The sequence below is a fragment of the Methyloceanibacter stevinii genome, assembly GCF_001723355.1.
GTDB classification, from domain to species: domain Bacteria; phylum Pseudomonadota; class Alphaproteobacteria; order Rhizobiales; family Methyloligellaceae; genus Methyloceanibacter; species Methyloceanibacter stevinii.
This window is the reverse complement of the sequence record NZ_LPWE01000011.1, coordinates 103,465-124,282: the sequence shown is the minus strand read 5'-3', so window position 1 is coordinate 124,282 and position 20,818 is coordinate 103,465. Positions and strand designations below refer to the sequence as shown.

Sequence of the window (20,818 nt, the reverse complement as noted above, 5' to 3'; positions counted from 1 at the left end):
AGGCTATTTCCCCTCGTCCAGGAGCTCCTTGTGCGCGGCATCAATCTCCGCCGCGTCCTCGCTGGACATTTTCGGGAAGCTGGGATCGAGCGATTTGATGTGTTCGGACAGCACGCCGGCGACGACAAGCCGGGCGAACCACTTCTTGTTACAGGGCACCACGTACCAGGGAGAGTGCTCCGTCGCCGTACTGCGGATCATTTCCTCATAGACGTTCTGGTACTTGTCCCACAGCCTGCGCTCGGCGACGTCGGCGGCCGAAAACTTCCAGATCTTGTCGGGATCCTCCAAGCGCGCGAGCAGGCGCTCCCGCTGCTCCTTCCTTGAGATGTTCAGGAAGAACTTGATCGGCAGCGTTCCGTTTCGCGACAAATGCCGCTCGAAATCGTTGATGTCCTGATAGCGCTCTTTCCAAATGTCCTTCGTGACGAGTTCGGGCGGCAGGTTCTGGTTCTGAAGCAGATCCGGGTGCACGCGCACCACGAGCACATCTTCGTAGTAGGACCGGTTGAAGATGCCGAGGTGGCCGCGCTGGGGTAATGCGCGATAGGCGCGCCACAGATAATCATGCGCCAACTCCAAATGACTCGGCTGCTTGAAGGAATGCACCGTGACCCCTTGCGGATTCACGCCCGTGAGCACGTGTTTGATGATGCCGTCCTTGCCGGCCGTATCGATCCCTCGCAGCACCATAAGCACCGCCCAGCGGCCTTCCGCGTAAAGGCGCTGCTGGAGTCGAGACAAACGCTTGACGCCGAGCTCGAGCAGTTCCTCGCCGTCCTTCTTGCTGAAGTCGACATTGCCCGAATCGTCGGGGTCGTAGTCCTTGAGCTTGAAACTGTCGCCCTTGGTGACGCGGTACCGATCGAGAATCTTGTCTGGCAGCATTTTCCTCCCCCTTATCGCGTAACCGCCTAAAGCAACGGCGGCTGTGACGACTTCTTCTTGTCGTCTTTTGTCGTTCCCTTCGTTCCAGACTTCGGCTTTGCGCCGACTTTTCCATGCAAGGGAATCGCCTCCAGCAGATCGTCGGGTGCCGGGCCCGTCATGGCAAGGGCTTCCTCGGCGCTGACATCCTTCGTATCGAGCCACGCATCGTAGCAGTCGGGCGCGAGAATGACGGGCATCCGGTTGTGCAGCGGGGCAACCGTCGCATTCGGTTCGCAGGTGAGAATCGTCGCCGTATCGATCACGCCGCCTTCCGGCTCGCTCCAACTTTCGTAAAGCCCGGCGAAGGCGAACAGCTGCGGCGGCTCCGGCCGCAGATAGTACGGACGGCGCTGTCCCTTGGGTCCGGTCCATTCGTAAAAGCCGTCGGCGGGAATCAAGCAGCGGCGGCGGCGCGCGGCATTGCGAAACGACGGCTTGGAGAGAAGTTCCTCGGACCTGGCATTGAACAGGGTCGGGAACGTCTTCGGGTCCTTCACGAAGTGCGGCAGCAATCCCCAACGCATCAGACGGAAGCGCCGCTCGCCTTCAGCATCCAGAAGCACGACGGCGATCGGTTCGGTCGGCCGGATGTTGTCGCGCGGCGGAAAGTTCGGCTTGTCGCGATAGCCGAAAAAGGCGCGGACGGCCTCCGGTGGCGTGGTCAGATCGTAACGAGAGCACATGGTGGCGCGCCGATGAGTCCCAACCGTTGTTAACCAGATGGAAACCATAATGCCGCAACCCTGAAACGAGGAGCGACACATGATTTTGCCAAAGAAGAGAGAGCCTAACGTGACCCGCCCGGAAATCCAGGAAGACGTGAGCCGCGACGCCATCGCCGCCGCATTTCAGAACGCCATGGCCAGCCATCTGCGCTCCCATGTCCCCGGCACGAACATCAACGAACAGACCTTTCTGGCCTCGGACTATCTCAATCAGTTCCACGAGTTGGTGATGCTGTTGGAAGCGCTCCCGGTCGACCCGTCCGCATTCGGACCGGACCTGCACCGCTGGCAGGCGGTGGACTACGAGGAGCATTTCAACCGCTCCGCGCTCGACAACAAGGACCTTGCGATCGCGGCCTATCGCCGGGCGCCGGAAAAGGTGCGCGAACAGTTCGATTCCGCGGTCGCACGTCTCCAGGCCGAGGCCCTGAGGGTCGTGGCCGCGGTCGGTCAGACGCTCGACAACCAGAACGACCTCACAATGACCTGCTCGGGAGCGGCATCGCGCCTGCGGGTTCTCATCGACGACGCCAATGCCATCGCCAACGGCTATGTCTCGGAGGACGATGGCGGCCAGGGCGCGAAACGCGGCCAGATCACGATCGATACGCTGTTCCGGCTGCGCAAGCGCTAGCGTCCGCCGTCTTCAGGGCGGGCCACGCCGCACGGCGCGGCTAGATTTCACCATGAATTGGCGTTAGTCAGACCTTATGGGACGGCTTGCGAAACCTTTGGCACTGCTTCTGTGCGGGCTCTTTTGGGCCGGTACGGGCACCGTGGCCTATGTTCCGCCTGCAAATGCTCAGTTTTTCTGGTTCTTCGACAAGCAAAAGCCGAAGAAGCAGCGCCGTGCCGCGCCGCGCCGGGGTTACGACCTCCCGAAAGTGACGCCGCCGGCGGAAGAAGTGCTGGCCCCGCCGCCGCCCGACGATCGGCCTTATGACGAGAATCTGATGCGTTTGGCCGAAATTCTGGGTGCGGTTCACTATCTGCGCGAACTCTGCGGCGCCGGCGAGGGGCAGCTCTGGCGCGATCAGATGAACGAGATCCTGCGAAACGAAGGGACGACAGCCGTCCGCCGCGCCAAGCTGGTCAACAAGTTCAACGACGGGTACCGGGGCTACCGCCGGACCTACCGGACCTGCACCGAGTCGGCCACGCGGGCCGCCAGCCGCTTCTCGACGGAAGGCGCCGAACTCGCGACCGCGCTGTCGCAAACGTCCGTGTTTGCGAGCGCTTCTCAGCCGCGGGTTCAGGCCACGCAGTCTGACGACGGCCCGAACGCGGCCAGAAATTAACCGTTAGTTTACTCTCCTCGAACGGACGGGCGGCACGCGTTGTAAGTGTGTCGGGCGAAATGGTTTCGCCTTTCGAGGGAGTCCCCCGCTTGAGCACCGAATTCAGCATCGAACAGCATGGAGAAGACGGAGAGGTCCACAAGCAAGCGGCTCTGCGCTACATCCTCGATGCTTGGGAGGACGCACTCCATGACGGCATCGAGCCCGAGATGCTGGCCAACGCGGCCCTGTTCGCTGCTCTAACGGATCTGATCGACGTCTACGGCGAGAACGCCGTCGCCGAGATGACGTCCCGGCTCCCGCGCCGCATCCACCACGGCGAGTTCACCTTGCGGCGCACGGCGCAATAGCCCGCCACGCTCTAGCGGAAATACCGCACTCCGATCTCGACGATCAGAGCGACCCCGAAACCGAGCAGAACAAGACCGGCGATCCGATTGATCAGTTTCAGCCGGTTGTCCGTCAGCTTGTGGCGGATCGTGGCGATCAGTTCGGACAGGCCGAGCCACCACAACAGGCTGCCACCCATCACTGCGGCGACGAGAATCAGCGCCTCCAGATTGGTGTTGAGGCCGCCGATGAGCGATCCCAGACCGCCGATCATGGCCGCCATGCCCAACACCGCGCCGGGATTCGTGACGGTCAGGATGAAGGTCTGGGGGATGATGCCCATGTGCTCGAGAATGTGGGAGCGCTCGTGGGGCGGGGTTGTCATCACTGGCCGCGTCACAAGGAGCGCGACGCCGAACGCCACGAGAAGCACGCCACCGATCAATTGAATCGTATCGCCGTAGGCGAGGATCACATCCGAAATCGCCGCGATACTGAACGCGCCCGCAGCCGCGAGGAGGCCATCGCCAAGAACGGCGCCGATGCCTGCTGCGAGACCGCCCCAAAAGCCGTTGGCCACGGCCCGCTGGATCACAAGGACATTCACGGGCCCGATCGGCGCCGCCATCAACAAGCCTATTCCCAGCCCGGCAAGCACGAGCTGGATGGCGGACAGCACAATTTGCGCGCCTGCTTCCAAAGTCCAAGGACCTATTCGCTGACTATCGATCGGGCTCGATCGCCACGACCCCGCACCTGATTACTCGCGGCATGAACTTGCAACTGACCGCGGTTCTGCGAGATTGACTCAAATCGCATGGAGTCTCGCATGAAGCTGCGGAAAAACGTCGTCATGGCCGCCCTCGCGGCATTGGTAACGGGCGCTGCGTTGCTTGTCTACGGCTCGGGGAACACGGCTGGCGCAAGCGACAAACTGCCCGACCCCGAGGCCGAAGCAGTCCTCGCCAGGACCGGCCCCACGGTCCTGAACGACGCCACCGCCACGCCCAAACTGGTCCAGCGAATCCTGAGAATGATCGTGCTCGCAGCGGAGACGGGCGACATCGAAAAGATGCGGGCCGTGCTCGAATCGAACGAATTGAAGCCGATGGTCGCGGCCAAGCATGTCGACGACCCTATTGCCTATTGGAAGGCGCAGTCCGTGGACGGGACCGGGCGCGACGTTCTCGCAAATATGTTGGACATGCTGAGCACCGGCTTCGTCCTGACGGGCAAGGGCGATACCGGAATGTATGTCTGGCCGTATTTCGCGGAGATCGATCTCACCACGCTCACGCCGAAGGAACAGGTGGAGCTTTACCGGCTGGTCCCACCCGAGGAGGCCAAAGCCATGATGGCGTCAGGCAAATACACCGGCTACCGCCTCGGGGTCGCGCCGAACGGCATTTGGCACTACTTCATGAAATAGGCGCGCGCCGGCGGACATTAGTCCGTGCCGCTCTGCGGCAACCCCTCGTCGAAGCGCACGGCCTGACCGCGTGCCGCGCCGAGTTCGCCTTCCCACATGGCCAGATGCCCCCGGATCACGGTGCCGATCGGCCAGCCTTGCACCTTCCGGCCTGCGAAGGGCGTCCAGCCGGCCTTGCTGCCGATCCACGCGTCCTCGATGACGCGTTCGGCCTTGAGATCGACGACCGTGAAATCGGCGTCGTACCCGACGGCGATGCGGCCCTTGCATGTGGTTCCGAAGAGGCGCTGCGCGCCCGCACTGGTGAGGTCGACGAAACGGGCGAGGCTGAGCCGGCCAGCGTTGACGTGGTCGAGCATGATCGGCACCAGCGTCTGCACGCCGGGCATGCCGGACGGCGTTGCGGGATAGGTGGCCGCCTTCTCTTCGAGCGTATGCGGGGCGTGGTCCGATCCCAGGATATCGACAACGCCCTGTTGCAGTCCCCACCACAACAGGTCCTGATGCGCCCGATCCCGGATGGGCGGGTTCTGCTGAACCTTGGTCCCGAGGCGCTCATAGTCCTCCGGACCGGCAAGCGTCAGGTGTTGCGGCGTGACCTCAACCGTCGCCACGTCCTTGTGGTGCGACAGCAGCTCCATCTCGGCGCCCGTCGAGACATGCAGGATGTGGATTCGCGCGCCCGTCGCCTGGGCCAGCCTCAGGAGACGCTGCGTAGACTCGAGGGCAGCCACTTCATCCCGCCACTCGTAATGGCTGGTCGGGTCGCCCACGCGCCGGATCGGAAGCCGTTCCCGCAAGCGGGACTCGAGCTCCGAGTGGATCGAGCAGCGGCGGCGAATGGTGGAGAACACTTGCGTGAGGGTTTCGTCATCCTCGACCAGAAGATCGCCCGTGGAGGAGCCCGCGAAGATCTTGATGCCCGCGGCGCCCGGAAGCCGTTCGAGCTCGGCCGAGATCGGCGGCGTTCTCGCGGTCGCGCCGACGAAAAACGCAAAGTCGCAATGCATGCGATCGGTGCCCGCGGCGACCTTGGCGGCCAGCGCCTCGGCGCTCGTGGTGGGCGGGCTCGTGTTCGGCATCTCGAAAACGGCCGTGACGCCGCCCAAAACCGCGGCGCGGCTGCCCGTTTCCAGGTCCTCCTTGTGCTCCATACCGGGCTCGCGGAAATGGACCTGGGTGTCGATGACGCCCGGCAGAATATGGAGGCCGCGCGCGTCGACCGTCTGGTCCGCGCGACTTGCGTCGATCTCGCCGATCGCGCGAATTCGCCCATCGCGCACGCCGATATCGACAGGGGCTTCGCCAGTGTGGTTTACTACTGTTCCGCCCTTGAAAAGGATGTCGAACGTTTCAGCCATCGCGCTTCGGCTTCTCCTTGTGGGGCAAACGCCCGGCACCTAGATAGTCATCGCTTTGGTAGCAGAAGGGCACCCCATGAGTCATCGCGAACAAGAAATCTGCCACACAACCTCCCTGACCGACCGCGGGGTGTTGCGCGTTTCCGGCGCCGACGCCAAGACGTTCCTGCAGGGCTTGGTCACCAACGACTTGAACAAGACCGATGACGGCGGCGCCATCTTCGCGGGGTTCTTGTCGCCGCAAGGAAAAATCCTGTTCGATTTCTTCGTGCTGCCGGACGGGGACGGCTTTCTGATCGAGGCGCCTGTGGAAAGTCTCGACGCCCTCGCAAAACGGCTGTCGTTCTACAAGTTACGTTCGGCCGTCACCGTCGAAGCAGAACCCGCATGGACCGTCGCGGCGGCCTGGGGCGGCACGCCCGCTCTGCCCGATGGCTCCATAGCCTTCGCCGACCCCCGGCTGCCGGAGCTTGGCCTGCGTATCCTCTTGCGGGACGGCAGTGTCTTGGACGAAGCGGTCGGCGCTCCGGCGAGCGAGGCCGACTACCTCGCTCACCGCATTGCCCTCGGCGTTCCGGAAGGCGGACCTGATTACGCCTATGGCGATACCTTTCCGCACGAGGCACTCTACGATCAGCTGGACGGCGTGGACTTCAAGAAGGGCTGCTATGTAGGCCAGGAGGTCGTTTCCCGCATGCAGCATCGCGGCACGGCGCGAAAACGCGTGGTCCCCGTCGACGGCGATGCTCCCTTGGAGCCGGGCGCCGAGGTGGTGGCCGGCGCCGTGCCATTGGGCGCTATCGGCTCTGCGCACGGATCCCATGGGCTGGCCTTGCTCCGGCTCGACCGGCTGGGTTCGGCCAAGGCGAAGGGCACGACCCCGCAGGCCGGAAGCACGACGATCACCGTCCGCCTTCCCGCGTTCGCGACATTCGAGTTGCCGGTGGCCGAGAGCGTATGAGTACCGGCGCTCCCTCCCGCTGTCCTTGGCCCGGGACCGATCCGCTCTACGTGGCCTATCACGACGAGGAATGGGGCGTGCCCGAGTACGACGACCGCGCGCTCTACGAGAAACTCATCCTCGACGGCTTCCAGGCGGGCCTCGCCTGGATCACGATCTTGCGCAAGCGGGATGCTTTCCGTGACGCCTTCGATGGCTTCGCACCGGAAAAGATCGCCCGCTACAACACCAAGAAGGTGGAAGCGCTGATGGGCGATGCGGGCATTGTCCGCAACCGCCTCAAGATCGAAGGGGCCATCAAGTCCGCGCAAGTCTGGCTTGACATGATGGAGAGCGGCCCCGGCTTCTCGGCGTTCCTCTGGGACTTCGTGGACGGAAAGCCGGTAATCAACCGCTTCAAGTCAATGCGCGACGTCCCCGCCGAAACACCCTTGTCGCGCGCGATGTCGAAGGAACTGAAAGCGCGGGGCTTCAAGTTCTGCGGCCCCACCATCGTCTATGCCTTCATGCAAGCGACAGGGCTCGTCAACGATCACCTGACGAGTTGCCAGCGGCACAAGGAATGCGCCGCCCTTTAAATTGCCCTGAGGACTAGCCGCGTCCGCGCGGGTCCATGCTGCGCGGATAGGTACGCTCTTCTTGAATCTTGCCGTCGCGCTTTCTGATCCGCACCGAGCCCATCTTCTTGACGGCCCGCTCCAAGACGCCGCCCTTGGTCGCGTTGGCCTTGGTCTTGAATCGTTTTACGACTTCTCCAGAACCCTCACGCTTCAGCTCCCACTTCTTGTTCTTGTCGTTGTAGCTGAGCGAGAATCTCGGCAACTTCGCCATGTCGCGTTCTCCCAATCGTGCTTGGTCGTTCCTCTAAATATTCGCGAGACCGTTATGATTGGCATCCATGCGTTGCATCGTCCATGTCTTTTTTGGTCGTCTCTCTTCCAATAGCGGCGATCGTTCGGCAGGACCTGTTTGACTTGTCCGCCGCGTTGCGATCAGTTCGCGCCGAACAACGAAGAGAGAGCATTGAACGCCGCATCCAACACTCCACTGCCCCGCGCTTGGCAGCGCATGCTCAGCGGACGGCGGCTGGATCTTCTCGATCCCTCCCCGCTCGACATCGAGATCGAGGACATCGCGCATGGGCTCGCGCGCGTCGCGCGCTGGAACGGCCAGACCCGGGGCGACCACACCTTCTCGGTGGCCGAGCACAGCCTGCTCGTGGAGGCGATCGTGCGGGACCTCTCACCGTCCGAGCCCGCCGCGCATCAACTCGCCGCGCTGCTTCACGATGCGCCCGAATACGTCATCGGCGACCTGATCAGCCCCTTCAAGGCGGCCTTATCGCTCGACTACCGCGTCTTCGAATCGCGGCTCCTCACGGCGATCCATGTCCGTTTCGGGCTTCCGACCGAGCTTCCCGATGAGGTCGGCCAGCTCATCAAGCGCGCCGATAAGATCGCCGCCTACTATGAGGCTGTGGGACTTGCAGGCTTCTCGCAGGCCGAAGCCCGGAAATTTTTTGGCCAACCAAAGGGCCTAAGCCCCCGTCTCGTCACGACTCTGACCGGCTTGCGCCCAGTTCCGGCGTCAGAAGGTGAGGAGAGGTTCTTGAAACGGTTTCACGAGCTTGCCAGATGAATAGCGTACAGACGGTAGGCGAATCGCTACATTAGAGAGGCTCATGGATACTCTGACGTTCGACAGTGATCACCAAGTGGAGCCGGAGACGATGTCCCCGGATACCGTCCTTGTGTGCCCCTTGAGCCATGTTCAGGCGACCGTCGCGACAGCGCGCGTGAGCCATTTGGTGACGCTGATCAATGGGGAGACCCTGATCGACACGCCCGAAACCATCGTCCACGAGCGGCATTTGCGCCTGGCCATGAACGATATCGCCGAACCGCGCGATGGCCTCGTGGTCCCGAGCGAGGACCATGTCGCCAAGCTCATCGAGTTTGCCGTCGACTGGGATCAGAAGGCGCCGCTGCTGATTCATTGCTGGGCCGGCATCAGCCGCTCCACCGCCGGCGCGTTCGTCGTTCTCTGCGCTCTCAATCCGCATGCGGATGAGCATTCCCTGGCGCGCGCCTGCGCCGCGCCTCCCCTACCGCCTATCCGAACCGGCGGATCGTCGCGATCGCGGACGAGGTCCTTAGCCGCGGCGGCCGCATGAACGCCGCGGTGGAACATATCGGGGCGCGGCCTGCTGGCCGAAGAGGGCAAGGTGTTTTCACTACCCGCAAGACACGCGGTCTAGCCCATGGCTAGCGGGCGGCGCCATAACGCGGCTGCCGAGACCTACTCGGACGGTGATCCGTCCGCGAACAATCCGCAGATCGAACTCGGCCTCAACGCGGCGATCGTCATGGTCCAGGACCAGCAGCCGCACATTCTGGTGGTGCGGCCGGGCCTCGCCGGTGAGGACTGCCGGGACGCCCTTCCCTTCGGTCCTTTTGCGCCGCGCGCCCATCGCACGCTCGAAATCGGGCTGCGCGAATGGGTGGAGCGGCAGACGGGCATCGAACTCGGATACGTCGAACAGCTCTACACCTTTGGAGACCGGGGCCGGCATGCGGAGCCGGGCGGCGCCCATACGCTCTCGGTCGGCTATCTCGCCCTGACCCGCGGCACGCCCGCGGACATGCGCGGCGCCTACTGGTCTCCCTGGTACACCTACTTCCCATGGGAGGATTGGCGCGAGGGGAAGCCGCAAATCCTTACCGAGGAGATCGAACCCCGCCTGAAGGCCTGGGCCGAACGGCCCCCTTCCCCCGGCGAGCCGGCCCGGCCCTTGCGTCGCCCCGAACGCCTCAAGATCGGCTTCGGCATCGGCGGCGGCTGGGACGAAGAGAAGGTCCTGGAGCGCTACGAGTTGCTCTACGAAGCGGGTCTCGTGGAGGAAGCCCGGCGTGACGGCCGCTCGGCGGCGAACCGCTGGGCCGATTTGCCCGAACTCGGCCGCCCCATGGCGCTCGACCACCGACGCATTCTCGCAACCGCCATGGGCCGCGTGCGCGGCAAGCTGAAATACCGGCCTGTCGTGTTCGAACTGCTCCCGCCGGAGTTTACGCTCTACGACCTGCAAAAAACGGTGGAGTCGATCTCCGGCAGGCTGCTGCACAAGCAGAACTTCCGGCGGCTCGTTGAAAAAGGCGGGCTCGTCGAGCCGACCGGGAATGTCTCGACCGAGACGGGCGGACGTCCGGCCAAGCTCTACCGCTTTCGCCGCGAGGTCGTCCTGGAGCGTCCCGCTCCCGGGCTGCGCGTGAGCGCGGGCCGGAGCTAGCCCTGAGGCCGCACCCTGGCCCCCTTGAACGGGGGGCCTGGAACAGCGACATTGCAAACGAGACGTTCCGAGCCCCTTTTTCGAGTATTGGCCACCGATGACACCGCCTCGCCTCGCAGACCTCCGCAAGACCGCTGCGCAATATGCCCTTGCCGGACTGATCGCCGTCCTGGCCCTCGACTTGGGACCTGCCGCTGCCCAGCAGCAAACAATCGACACTGAAGCCGGCTCGATCAGGGTCGAGACCGTGGCGGAGGGGCTGAAACACCCCTGGGGCATGGCATTCTTGCCGGACGGCCGCATGCTGGTAACCGAACGGCCGGGAACCCTGCGTTTGGTCGGCGCGGACGGGGCATTGTCCGAGCCCCTGTCCGGCGTGCCCGAGGTCGTGGCCCAGGGCCAGGGCGGCCTGCTCGACGTGGCGCTCGACCCGACGTTCATGACCAACAAGCTGATTTATCTGTCCTATGCGGAAGCTGGAGACGATGGTGTCGGCACGACCGTTGCCCGAGGCCGACTCCAAGACGGCGGGCTGACGGACCTCAAGGTGATCTTTCAGCAGACGCCGAAAGTGAAGGGACCCAATCATTTCGGAGGACGGCTCGCTTTCGCTCCCGACGGCACGCTCTTCATCACGCTCGGCGACCGCTTCAAGTTCGAACCCGCGCAGGATCTTTCCAGCCACCTTGGAAAAGTCGTCCGGATCAACCCGGATGGGTCGGTGCCGCAGGACAATCCCTTCATCGGACAGAAGGACGCGCAGCCGGAGATCTGGTCTCTCGGTCACCGCAATGTGGAGAGCGCCTCGATCGACCCGCAGACGGGCAAGCTTTGGACTCTGGAGTTCGGTCCGAAAGGCGGCGATGAGTTGAACCGTCCGGCGCCGGGTGAGAATTACGGTTGGCCGCTGGTCAGCTGGGGCACGCATTATGACGGGAAGGACATTCCCAATCCGCCGACGCGGCCGGAATTCGCCGATGCCGTCCGTCAGTGGACGCCCGTGATCTCGCCGTCGGGCGCGACGTTCTATACGGCCGAGCCCGTTCCCGGTTGGACGTCGGAGGCCATCCCGGCCTGGGCAGGCGATCTGCTCGTTGGGGGCCTATCCTCAGAGAGCATCGTCCGGCTCAGCATCGATGGCGACAAGGTCACCGGCGAGGAACGGATTCCGCTCAGCGTCCGCATTCGCAACGTGGTGCAAGGGCCCGACGGCGCCGTCTATGCCCTCACTGACGAAGATGACGGGAAGATCCTGCGCCTCACGGCAGAGGATCAATGATCCCGCCTCTTTCGATCGGCTTTATGGGTCTTTTCGGCCGTTCGCCGGCGTTGCGGACATTCGATGCAGATTTGCGCGCGCTCGACCTGCATCCGAAGCTGGTGCCCGAAGCCGTCAAACTCGCCGCCCTGCGCATCCTGATGGCCAAGACGGATGGCATGAGCCTGTCGGACAAGGACAGCCGGGCGGCTGCCGAACTCCTCGCCTACTGCATGGTGGGGGACGCGCCCTTCGCGACCGCCAACGGCGTGCATCTCACCCAGGCGGTCGAGAAGCGGATTGACCTGGCGCTCGACGATGATACGAGTTCCGACGCGAAGCTTATCCTCTTGGCTCTTCATGCAAATGTGATCCAGCCGAGCGTCATCGAGCGCTATAGGTTGGAGGCCGATTCCGGGTGAGTCGGCCCGACGCCCAGCCCTAGACACCACAGCACGCAGTTTCGCTCTGCACGCTCCCACCCTCAACGCACACCTGCCGCCAACAATGTCGCAGATCATCTCTATTCAAGGCCTGTCGAAGACCTACAAGTCGGGCTTTCATGCGCTCAAGAGCATCGATCTCGAGATCGAGAAGGGCGAGATATTCGCGCTGCTTGGTCCGAATGGCGCGGGCAAGACCACGCTTATCAGCATCATCTGCGGCATCGTCACCCCGAGCGCCGGCACGGTCACGGTCGACGGACACGACATCATTACGGACTATCGGGCGACGCGGTCCATGATCGGCCTGGTTCCACAGGAACTCACGGCCGACATGTTCGAAACCGTCTGGGCCACGGTATCCCACAGCCGCGGTCTGTTCGGAAAATGGCCGGATCCGGCCCACATCGAAAAGGTGCTCAAGGATCTCACTCTCTGGGACAAGAAGGATTCAAGGCTAATCACGCTCTCGGGCGGCATGAAGCGCCGTGTCCTGATCGCAAAGGCGCTCTCCCATGAACCGCAGATCCTGTTCCTCGACGAGCCGACGGCCGGCGTGGATGTAGAGTTGCGCAATGAGATGTGGGCGCTCGTCAAGCAACTGCGGGACTCGGGCGTGACCATCATCCTGACGACGCACTACATCCAGGAGGCCGAGGACATGGCCGACAGGATCGGCGTGATCAACAAAGGCGAACTCGTTCTCGTCGAGAACAAGAATGAGCTGATGCACAAGCTCGGCCAGAAGCAGCTGACCCTGCAGCTTCATGAGGCCATCGACACGGTGCCCGCCACGTTGAAGCAGCATCAGCTCGTGCTCGCGAAGGACGGGTACGAACTGATCTACACCTATGACAGCCAGGGCGAGCGCACGGGCATCACTCACCTCCTGACGGACCTCTCCGACGCCGGCATCCGCTTCAAGGATCTCGACACGTCGCAGAGCTCGCTCGAGGAAATTTTCGTCGACCTAGTGAGGCGCGACCAATGAACCTTCCCGCCATCGTCGCGATCTACAAATTCGAAATGGCGCGCTGGATTCGCACGCTTCTTCAGAGCCTGGTCTCGCCCGTTATCGCCACCTCGCTCTACTTCGTGGTGTTCGGCGCGGCGATCGGCAGCCGCATCAGCGAGATCGACGGCGTACCCTATGGCGCGTTCATCGTACCGGGCCTCATCATGCTGAACCTGCTGACCCAGAGCGTGGCGAACGCTTCCTTCGGCATCTACTTTCCCCGCTTCACAGGGACGATCTACGAGCAATTGTCGGCGCCGCTGTCTCCGTTCGAGATCGTCTCCGGCTATGTGGGAGCCGCCGCGACGAAATCGATCATTCTCGGGCTCATCATTCTCGCGACGGCAACCCTGTTCGTCGACATCAGGATCGACCATCCCGCGTGGATGGTGTTCTTCCTCGTGCTGACCGCCCTCACCTTCAGCCTTTTGGGATTCGTCATCGGGCTCTGGGCCGAAGGCTTCGAGCAGCTTCAGCTCGTCCCGCTCCTTGTGATCACGCCACTGACGTTTCTTGGCGGCACCTTTTACTCGCTCAAGGTGCTGCCCCCGGTCTGGCAGAAAATCTCGCTGCTCAACCCGGTCGTCTATCTCGTCAGCGCCTTCCGCTGGAGTTTCTACAGCACTTCGGATGTCCGCGTTGAGGTGAGCCTTGCCATGATCGGCCTGTTCCTAGCCCTGTGCCTCGCTGCGGTGTGGTGGGTGTTCAAGACCGGCTACCGCCTGAAGAGCTAGCCGGACAGCGTGGCACGCGCAGCCGTTTGGCCAAGCAAGCTCGCGACGTGCGGCCCGCGACTGGGGCAGGCACACGCCGTCATAGGCGATGCCGCAAGCCCATGGTACTGAACGGACTATGGGGGATGACCTGACCACACCCGAGCAAGAGAGCGGCCCGACACTGAACCGGTCGATCGGACCGGTTCAGATGGCGCTGTATGGGCTCGGCAGCATGCTGGGCGCTGGGATATACGGCCTGATCGGCAAGGCCGCGGGCGAAGTCGGCAACGCCGTTTGGCTCGCCTTCGTCGTCGCGCTCGTCGCCGCCCTGCTGACGGCCTTGTCCTACGCCTCGCTCGGCTCGCGCTATCCGCGCGCGGCGGGCGCCGTCTACGTGGCGCAACGGGCTTACGGCTTTCCGCTTCTGAGCTTCATGGTCGGACTGGCGCTGGTCTGTTCGGGACTGACGTCGATCGCCACACAATCCCGCGTGTTCGGCGCGAACTTCCTCGAGCTTTTCGGCCTGAACGGCCTGCCCGTCGCCGCCATCGCCCTGTGCTACCTGTTCGGGACGACCGCGATCATCTTCCGCGGCATCCAGGAAGCCATGTGGGTGAACGTGCTGTGCACGGTCGTGTCCGTCGCCGGCCTTCTTCTCGTGGTGGCGGTGGGACTGCCCTATTGGGGCTCGGTCGACTATTTCGAAACGCCCCCCGTCGCGGATGGCGACTTGACGTTCCTGATCGTCATTCAAGGCGCCGTGCTTGCCTTCTTCGCCTTTATCGGCTTCGAGGACATGTACAACGTCGCCGAGGAAGTGCGCGAGCCGGAGACGACGATCCCATTCGGGCTGATATCGGCATGGTGATCGCCGCTGTCGTTTACATTGCCGTGGCGATCACAGCCGTGTCGGTGGTGCCCTGGGACGAACTCGCCGCGGCGCCCGGACCGATCACCGAGGTCATGGCGCGCGCGGCACCGATTGTTCCACCCATCCTGTTTACGGCTATCACCATCTTCGCCGTCGCCAACACAGGGTTGGTGAATTTCGTCACGTCCTCGCGCCTGCTCTATGGCATGGCGCGGCAGAACCTCCTGCCCGATCACCTGGGCAAGGTGCACCGCCAGCGCCGCACACCCCATATCGCGATCCTGGTCTTGTTCTTGATCCTGGTGCCGCTGGCCCTTGTGGGCACGATCGCCGAGCTGGCCGCCGCCACGGTGCTGCTGCTGCTCACCGTGTTCGCGGTCGTGAACGGTTCGCTGTTCATCTTAAAGGGGCGCAAAGGCGAGCCGCCGGGCCGCTTCGAGATCCCGCGCATCATTCCGGCGCTGGGGTTCCTCGTCTGCCTCGGGTTGATCGTCGTGCGCGTGTCGAGCGGCGACTGGGAAGCCCCCGCCATAGCCGGGGGGCTCCTGCTCGCATCTTTCCTGATCTACCTGCTGATGCGGTGGCTCGACCCCGAAGCCATCAGCGAAATTGGCGAGGACGCGGCCGACGCGGAAGCGTCTACGAAAAGCGCTTAGGGGCTCGTGGTCGCAAGGCTGCCGTTGATCGGCTTGCGCGCGGACTCGGGCGCGTCGCTGGACGGCGCACCCGCCGCTGGAGCGGACGAGGCATCTTCGGCCGGCGCCGGGGCTGCCGCCGGAAGATTGTCCAGTTCGTAGACGTCGCCGAACGTCTTCACCGTGCCATCGTCACCGACCACGGCCGTGAAATAGGTCATGTGCACCGGGATCGGCTTCTTGAGGCTAACCCGGCTCGTCCTGCCGCTTGCGATTTGCTGACGGACGGTCGCGCTGCTGGTGTCATTGCTGGCGGCCAGGATACGCGCGGCAAGTTCTTCCGCGTTGTCGACACGTGGGTCCTTGGCGCCATCGGCGCGGTTGTCACGGGCGAACTTGCCGCCGAACGTCGTGGCCCGCATGAAGACCTTCCGGTCATTCGGATAGAGGAACTGCACGTTGCCCATGATGTTCGTCCGGCCGGGCTTCTGCACAAAGGTGAGACCGGACAGGTTGGCTTTCCTCCAGTCGATCGTCTTGGGGTCGACAGTCTTGCCGCCCTTCTTCACCGTGATGCCGTATTGATCCAGAACCGTGTTGGCGGTACCGCCGAAGAACGACCCGCTGCCCCGCAGCTTGGGCAGCACGTCCCGGCGGATCACGGCGGATGGCACGATGCGTTCCGGATTGAACACGATCTCCGTCATGTCCGCCGAAAGCACCGGGGTCGGCGACCCCGTGGCGCCGACGATGGCCTTTTCGGACTCGACCGTCTTGCCGTCTTCGACCGCGTACACCATGAACTCGGGAATGTTCAGCCAAACGTAGGTCGCGCCGAGGTCTTCTGGCATCCAGCGCCAACGATCCATGTTCCGCCGCAGGAGCAGGTCCTCGTTCTCGGACTTGGCATTGGCGAGCGCCTTGCGCAGCCGGACGAACTGTTCGTGTTTTGGATGAAGCTCCAGAAGCACCTCATCCGGCGCGGAGGCGGTGGAAAGTTCCTTGAGCACCTCGGCCGGCGGGCGAACCGCGGGACTGTGGCCGTAGAGCGGGTTGATGCTCTTCGGGTCGGTGAGGCCACCGCGGGCCGCGCGGGCATATTTCAACGCGGCGAGGCTGATCGCCAATTCCGTGGCCGCCTGATCCTCCGCCGTGCCGGGCTTGTAGTCTTTCGGCGGCACGGGAAAAGCGGTTGGGTCGAGTCCCCAGCTATCCGCTTTTCCAATGAGCTCCAGCAGCGCAGCGCCGCGCTCCGAGAACCCAGCGGTCGTGAGCCACAATGCAGGGCCGGTTCGGGTCCGATAAAATTCCGTGAGCGCTGCGATATCGTCCGCATGCTGTCCTTTTTGGAGGCTGGGCTTGTTGAGCTGCACCTTGATCGCATCGGCGATCATCAATTCTTCCGCCGGCGGCTCGGCGTCTTCTTCCTCGACCTGCACGTCAACCGTGCCGGCGCCCGGGTGATCGGGTATTTCGAGAATGACGGTGTCGTCCGCGCGAGAGGGCTGCGGCAATGCAATTATCAGGAGGCCGAGCGGGAGCGCGAGGGCGCATGGCCCCAGCCGTTTAAGGATCGCGAATGAAGCATGCCCACGCATCCTACAGTCCCCGCTTGCCGCCTTCAGGGTAATCCGGGATGCCCCTATCTGCCAACCACAACTGGTCTATCCGCCTATCCCTCGCCCGCGGCGGTTTTTCGGGGCCTCGGAGTAACGTCTTGATAGGCCCCACGAAAATTGTGCAAAGCAGCGACGCCTTGAAGAATAAGGATAAAATGCTATACTCAGTATGAGAATAGCGCTGATGTGCGCGGTCGAGGAAACGCGCCGGCCTTGAGCCGGACCTTTTTACACCCTATATATACTCATATTGAGTATATTATCAGGAGGCCGATAGCGATGGAATCCGTTCAAATTGGGAGTGAGGCTGGGAGGCCAAGGCACAGGCCGTGCTGCCTTCCGAGCTCGTTCCCGATCTTACGTATACGCCCGAAGTGGCCCGCGAGACCGCGCATCTGTATGAGCGTGTCGCGCGCGTGATTCCGCCTGTCGAATGGCCTCAATTCGCGCCTTACGTGAAAGCCATCAACGATCTGAAGCAGGTCCGCGACGCGGTGGTCCTGGCGCATAACTATATGACACCGGAGATCTACAATTGCGTGGCCGACGTGGTCGGCGACTCTTTGCAGCTCGCGCGCGAGGCCGCGAAGGCCGATGCCGAGGTGATCGTTCAGTGCGGCGTGCACTTCATGGCGGAGACGTCGAAGCTGCTCAATCCCGACAAGAAGGTTCTGATCCCCGATAGCCGCGCCGGCTGTTCGCTGGCGGAGTCGATCACGGGCGAGGATGTCCGTGCATTGCGCGAAGCCTATCCCGGCGTTCCGGTGGTCACCTATGTGAACACGTCGGCGGACGTGAAAGCCGAGTCCGATATCTGCTGCACGTCGTCGAACGCCGTGCGCGTGGTCGAGTCCCTCGGCGCGAAACGGGTGATCATGATCCCCGACGAGTTTCTCGCCAAATGGGTTCAGACCCAGACGGATGTGGAGATCATCACCTGGAAGGGTCACTGCGAAGTGCATGAGCGCTTCACCGCCGAGGAGCTTCGCGCCTATCGCGAAAGCGACCCGGGCGTGAAGATCATCGCGCACCCCGAGTGTCCGCCCGAGGTGATCGACGAGTCCGACTTCACGGGTTCGACCTCCGGCATGATCAAATGGGTCGAGGACAACCAGCCTTCCAAGGTGCTGCTCGTGACCGAGTGCTCCATGAGCGACAACGTCGCGGTCGAAGCGCCGAACACCCAGTTCGTGCGGCCCTGTAATCTCTGCCCGCATATGAAGCGCATCACGCTGCCGAAGATCCTCGATAGCCTCATCTTCATGAAGGAAGAGGTGACCGTCGATCCGGCCGTGGTGGAAGCCGCCCGCGCCGCCGTCGAGCGGATGATCAATCTCAACCACTAGCGTGTGCGTCAGTACGACGTCGAAAGGACAGCGATGACGAACGGCAGACCATCCTTTGTGCCGAGAAACGCCGCTGACAGCGTGGTTGTCGTCGGCGCCGGTCTTGCGGGTCTGTTCACGGCCCTCAAGCTTGCGCCGCTGAACGTCACCGTCATCTCGCCCGCACCGATCGGCGAAGGCGCGTCCAGCGTCTGGGCGCAAGCCGGTATCGCGGCCGCGCTGTCCGAAGGCGACACGCCCGAAGACCATGCGGCCGACACGGTGCGCGCCGGGGCTGGGCTCGTCGATGAGGCGGTGGCGCTTCTGATGGCACGAGAGGCCCGGGCCCGGATCGAGGATCTGCTGCGCTACGGCGTGCCCTTCGACAAGGACCTCGAAGGCAAGCTGACCTTCGGCCACGAGGCCGCACACGGCACCAATCGCATCCTGCATGTCAAAGGGGACACTGCCGGCCGTTCCATCATGAGCGCCATCATCGCCGCGGTGCGCAAGACGCCGTCGATCACCGTGCTCGAGGGCGTGGCCGCACGCGATTTGGTCGTCCACAAGGGACGCGTCCGGGGCATCGTCCTTGCGCCTACCATGGAGGAAGCTCAAACGGACACCTTTGTCCTGCCCGCGCGGGCGGTGGTGCTCGCGACTGGCGGCGCCGGTCACCTTTACTCGGTCACCACCAATCCGGTCGAGGCGCGTGGCGAAGGTGTCGCCATCGCGGCGCGCGCCGGCGCAGTGATTGCCGATGCGGAATTCGTGCAATTCCACCCCACCGCGATCGATATCGGCCGCGATCCGGCGCCGCTCGCCACCGAAGCGCTTCGGGGCGCGGGCGCGCTGCTCGTCAACCGCAAGGGCGAGCGTTTCATGCGCGCCGTTCACGAGGATGCCGAACTCGGCCCGCGTGACGTGGTCGCGCGCGCCGTCCATCGCGAGGTCGTGAGCGGGCGCGGCGCGTTTCTCGATTGCCGTCCGATCGGTCCCGGTATCGCAGAGAAGTTTCCCACGGTCGCGTCGACCTGCCGCTCGGCGGGGATCGACCCGGCACAGGAGCCCATCCCGGTGGCGCCGGCGGCGCACTATCACATGGGCGGCATTCTGGTGGACGTACAGGGACGCAGCACCGTCGACGGCTTGTGGGCCTGCGGCGAGGTAACCTCGACGGGCGCGCACGGCGCGAACCGTCTTGCCTCGAACTCGCTTCTCGAGGCCGTCGTGTTCGGCGCCCGTGTCGCGGAGGACATCACCGCTGGCCTGCCACCCCTGCCGCCTCAGGATCTGCACGCGGTCGCGCGCGCCAGCGGCGGCATCTATCGCAACAGCCAGGCCGAGCGGACGCTCCGCGAAACCATGTCGGCCAATGTGGGTGTTGTTCGCGACGCTGACGGACTGTCGGAGGCCCTCGGGACAATCATCGCTCTCGAGCGCGAGAACGAAGGCGATCCGCAGCTTGCGAACATGCTGACGACGGCCAAGTTCGTGGCCACGGCTGCCTTCGCCCGGACCGAAAGCCGCGGGGCGAATTTCCGCAGCGACTATCCTGCGCCCGACGAGGCTCAGGCCCGGCGGAGCTTCCTGACCCTGGAGCAGGCCGACGAGTTTGCCCGCGAGGCCGCCGGCATCGCCAGTCCGCCGCGTCTGCGCGTCGTCAGCCAGGGCTAGACCCAGCTCCCGCGCAAGCGAACATCGCACCTTGAGGGGCGTCTCATGAATACCCCGGAACCCGTTACGCCGCTGCCGCGGCACCTCGTCGAGAAGGCCGTGCGCGACGCGCTCGAAGAGGACCTCGGCCTCGCGGGCGACATCACCACGGATCCCATTATTCCCGCCGATGCGCGCGGCGCTGCCGCGATTGTCGTCCGCGAGCCGGCCTGCATTGCGGGTCTCGATTTCGCGGAAGCGGCGTTCCGTGCGCTCGATGCGGATGTGGTTTTCGAACGGCTCGTGAACGACGGCGATGCGGCCGAGGCAGACGCGGCCATCGCCCGGGTGGAAGGCCGGACGCGGGCGCTGCTTACGGGCGAGCGCACGGCGCTGAACTTCCTCGGGCGCCTGTGCGGAATCGCGACGCTGACGGCCGCCTATGTCGCGGCGGTAGACGGCACCGGCGCGCGGATCGCCGACACCCGCAAGACGACGCCCGGTTTGCGGGGGCTGGAGAAATACGCGGTGCGCTGCGGTGGCGGCGTGAACCACCGTTTCGGCCTCTATGACGCGGTGCTGGTCAAGGACAACCACATCGCCGCGGCCGGCGGGATCGGCGCGGCGCTCTCACACTTGCGCGCGCGCGGCGGTCATATGGTCAAGATCGAAGTGGAAGTGGATACGATCGACCAGCTGCGGGAGGCGCTCGCCTACCCGATCGACGCGGTGTTGCTGGACAATATGGATCTGGCGACCCTCAAAGAGGCCGTGGAAATCGTAGAGGGTAAGGTGGTGACCGAAGCGTCGGGTGGTGTCACGCTGGAGAGTGTCGCGGCAATCGCGCGGACGGGCGTCGACCTGATCTCAGTCGGAGCCCTTACTCACTCGCCCCGTAACCTAGACTCATCACTTGAGTGGGAGCGGTAGCGCTCGTTCCGGTAACTGCATCGACGGACC

General features: G+C 63.8%; 22 protein-coding genes and 1 pseudogene. 17 read left to right on the top strand and 6 right to left on the bottom strand.

The window, feature by feature from the left end; translation table 11 throughout:
- Nucleotides 1-3 precede the first annotated feature (3 nt).
- Together AUC70_RS07325 and AUC70_RS07320 are read right to left on the bottom strand one after the other, a co-directional pair.
- Complete coding sequence (locus tag AUC70_RS07325; RefSeq protein WP_069444260.1) at nucleotides 4-888, bottom strand: polyphosphate kinase 2 family protein; 885 nt, start codon at nucleotides 886-888, stop codon at nucleotides 4-6.
- A 26-nt stretch (nucleotides 889-914) separates the two neighbouring features.
- Nucleotides 915-1,613, bottom strand: coding sequence for an SOS response-associated peptidase (locus tag AUC70_RS07320; protein ID WP_158007392.1), 699 nt, complete (start codon nucleotides 1,611-1,613; stop codon nucleotides 915-917).
- Nucleotides 1,614-1,722: 109 nt separating this feature from the next.
- Here AUC70_RS07320 and AUC70_RS07315 point away from each other — a divergent pair, with 109 nt between their 5' ends.
- The 3 genes from AUC70_RS07315 (at nucleotide 1,723) to AUC70_RS07305 (ending at nucleotide 3,303) form a co-directional block, all read left to right on the top strand.
- Complete coding sequence (locus AUC70_RS07315; protein WP_069444259.1) at nucleotides 1,723-2,289, top strand: hypothetical protein; 567 nt, start codon at nucleotides 1,723-1,725, stop codon at nucleotides 2,287-2,289.
- Between the two features lie 97 nt (nucleotides 2,290-2,386).
- Nucleotides 2,387-2,953, top strand: coding sequence for a TIGR02301 family protein (locus AUC70_RS07310; RefSeq protein WP_244505538.1), 567 nt, complete (start codon nucleotides 2,387-2,389; stop codon nucleotides 2,951-2,953).
- 89 nt (nucleotides 2,954-3,042) lie between these two features.
- Nucleotides 3,043-3,303 carry a hypothetical protein gene (locus AUC70_RS07305; RefSeq protein ID WP_069444607.1) on the top strand — a complete coding sequence of 87 codons (261 nt, stop codon included), beginning with the start codon at nucleotides 3,043-3,045 and terminating at the stop codon, nucleotides 3,301-3,303.
- 11 nt (nucleotides 3,304-3,314) lie between these two features.
- On the opposite strand, the gene AUC70_RS07300 is transcribed toward AUC70_RS07305, so the two are convergent.
- On the bottom strand, nucleotides 3,315-3,962 hold the full coding sequence (locus AUC70_RS07300) for a LysE family translocator (RefSeq protein WP_141702012.1): 648 nt from the start codon (nucleotides 3,960-3,962) through the stop codon (nucleotides 3,315-3,317).
- A 150-nt stretch (nucleotides 3,963-4,112) separates the two neighbouring features.
- Between AUC70_RS07300 and AUC70_RS07295 the strand changes: the two genes are divergently transcribed.
- Nucleotides 4,113-4,712: a hypothetical protein gene (locus tag AUC70_RS07295; RefSeq protein ID WP_069444257.1), complete on the top strand. Its 600-nt coding sequence runs from the start codon at nucleotides 4,113-4,115 to the stop codon at nucleotides 4,710-4,712.
- A gap of 17 nt (nucleotides 4,713-4,729) precedes the next feature.
- On the opposite strand, the gene AUC70_RS07290 is transcribed toward AUC70_RS07295, so the two are convergent.
- Nucleotides 4,730-6,073, bottom strand: a complete 1,344-nt coding sequence (locus tag AUC70_RS07290; RefSeq protein WP_069444256.1) for a dihydroorotase — start codon at nucleotides 6,071-6,073, stop codon at nucleotides 4,730-4,732.
- A gap of 76 nt (nucleotides 6,074-6,149) precedes the next feature.
- On the opposite strand from AUC70_RS07290, the gene ygfZ reads away from it, so the two are divergent.
- Complete coding sequence (gene ygfZ, locus AUC70_RS07285; protein ID WP_069444255.1) at nucleotides 6,150-7,034, top strand: CAF17-like 4Fe-4S cluster assembly/insertion protein YgfZ; 885 nt, start codon at nucleotides 6,150-6,152, stop codon at nucleotides 7,032-7,034.
- A complete protein-coding gene (locus AUC70_RS07280; protein WP_069444254.1) occupies nucleotides 7,031-7,612 on the top strand; it encodes a DNA-3-methyladenine glycosylase I in 582 nt (193 codons plus the stop codon). The genes ygfZ and AUC70_RS07280 overlap by 4 nt, the downstream gene beginning before the upstream one ends.
- Before the next feature lie 13 nt (nucleotides 7,613-7,625).
- Here the strand turns inward: AUC70_RS07280 and AUC70_RS07275 are convergent, their stop codons facing one another.
- Nucleotides 7,626-7,865, bottom strand: coding sequence for a DUF2188 domain-containing protein (locus tag AUC70_RS07275; RefSeq protein WP_069444253.1), 240 nt, complete (start codon nucleotides 7,863-7,865; stop codon nucleotides 7,626-7,628).
- A 192-nt stretch (nucleotides 7,866-8,057) separates the two neighbouring features.
- Here AUC70_RS07275 and AUC70_RS07270 point away from each other — a divergent pair, with 192 nt between their 5' ends.
- The 8 genes and pseudogenes from AUC70_RS07270 to AUC70_RS07235 all read left to right on the top strand — a co-directional run bounded on the left by AUC70_RS07270 (nucleotide 8,058) and on the right by AUC70_RS07235 (nucleotide 15,279).
- Nucleotides 8,058-8,672, top strand: coding sequence for a YfbR-like 5'-deoxynucleotidase (locus tag AUC70_RS07270; RefSeq protein ID WP_069444605.1), 615 nt, complete (start codon nucleotides 8,058-8,060; stop codon nucleotides 8,670-8,672).
- Between the two features lie 43 nt (nucleotides 8,673-8,715).
- On the top strand, nucleotides 8,716-9,207 hold the full coding sequence (locus AUC70_RS07265; RefSeq protein ID WP_342021997.1) for a tyrosine phosphatase family protein: 492 nt from the start codon (nucleotides 8,716-8,718) through the stop codon (nucleotides 9,205-9,207).
- 87 nt (nucleotides 9,208-9,294) lie between these two features.
- Nucleotides 9,295-10,320, top strand: a complete 1,026-nt coding sequence (locus AUC70_RS07260; protein WP_425283585.1) for an NUDIX hydrolase — start codon at nucleotides 9,295-9,297, stop codon at nucleotides 10,318-10,320.
- 97 nt (nucleotides 10,321-10,417) lie between these two features.
- Nucleotides 10,418-11,599 carry a PQQ-dependent sugar dehydrogenase gene (locus tag AUC70_RS07255; protein ID WP_069444252.1) on the top strand — a complete coding sequence of 394 codons (1,182 nt, stop codon included), beginning with the start codon at nucleotides 10,418-10,420 and terminating at the stop codon, nucleotides 11,597-11,599.
- Nucleotides 11,596-12,000 carry a hypothetical protein gene (locus AUC70_RS07250; protein WP_069444251.1) on the top strand — a complete coding sequence of 135 codons (405 nt, stop codon included), beginning with the start codon at nucleotides 11,596-11,598 and terminating at the stop codon, nucleotides 11,998-12,000. Before AUC70_RS07255 ends, AUC70_RS07250 begins: the two co-directional genes overlap by 4 nt.
- A gap of 85 nt (nucleotides 12,001-12,085) precedes the next feature.
- A complete protein-coding gene (locus AUC70_RS07245; RefSeq protein WP_069444250.1) occupies nucleotides 12,086-13,012 on the top strand; it encodes an ABC transporter ATP-binding protein in 927 nt (308 codons plus the stop codon).
- On the top strand, nucleotides 13,009-13,770 hold the full coding sequence (locus tag AUC70_RS07240; protein ID WP_069444249.1) for an ABC transporter permease: 762 nt from the start codon (nucleotides 13,009-13,011) through the stop codon (nucleotides 13,768-13,770). The genes AUC70_RS07245 and AUC70_RS07240 overlap by 4 nt, the downstream gene beginning before the upstream one ends.
- Before the next feature lie 88 nt (nucleotides 13,771-13,858).
- Nucleotides 13,859-15,279, top strand: a pseudogene (locus AUC70_RS07235) (APC family permease).
- On the opposite strand, the gene AUC70_RS07230 reads toward AUC70_RS07235, so the two are convergent.
- Nucleotides 15,276-16,772: a L,D-transpeptidase scaffold domain-containing protein gene (locus AUC70_RS07230; protein WP_069444248.1), complete on the bottom strand. Its 1,497-nt coding sequence runs from the start codon at nucleotides 16,770-16,772 to the stop codon at nucleotides 15,276-15,278. The pseudogene AUC70_RS07235 and the gene AUC70_RS07230 sit on opposite strands and share 4 nt — an antisense overlap.
- Before the next feature lie 434 nt (nucleotides 16,773-17,206).
- Here AUC70_RS07230 and nadA point away from each other — a divergent pair, with 434 nt between their 5' ends.
- The 3 genes from nadA to nadC are packed head-to-tail and all read left to right on the top strand — an operon-like array spanning nucleotide 17,207 to nucleotide 20,788.
- Nucleotides 17,207-18,223, top strand: a complete 1,017-nt coding sequence (gene nadA / locus AUC70_RS07225; RefSeq protein ID WP_083241368.1) for a quinolinate synthase NadA — start codon at nucleotides 17,207-17,209, stop codon at nucleotides 18,221-18,223.
- 33 nt (nucleotides 18,224-18,256) lie between these two features.
- A complete protein-coding gene (locus AUC70_RS07220; RefSeq protein ID WP_069444602.1) occupies nucleotides 18,257-19,879 on the top strand; it encodes an L-aspartate oxidase in 1,623 nt (540 codons plus the stop codon).
- Nucleotides 19,880-19,924: 45 nt separating this feature from the next.
- Entirely contained in the window at nucleotides 19,925-20,788 is an 864-nt protein-coding gene (gene nadC / locus AUC70_RS07215) for a carboxylating nicotinate-nucleotide diphosphorylase (protein WP_069444247.1), read from the top strand.
- Nucleotides 20,789-20,818 lie beyond the last annotated feature (30 nt).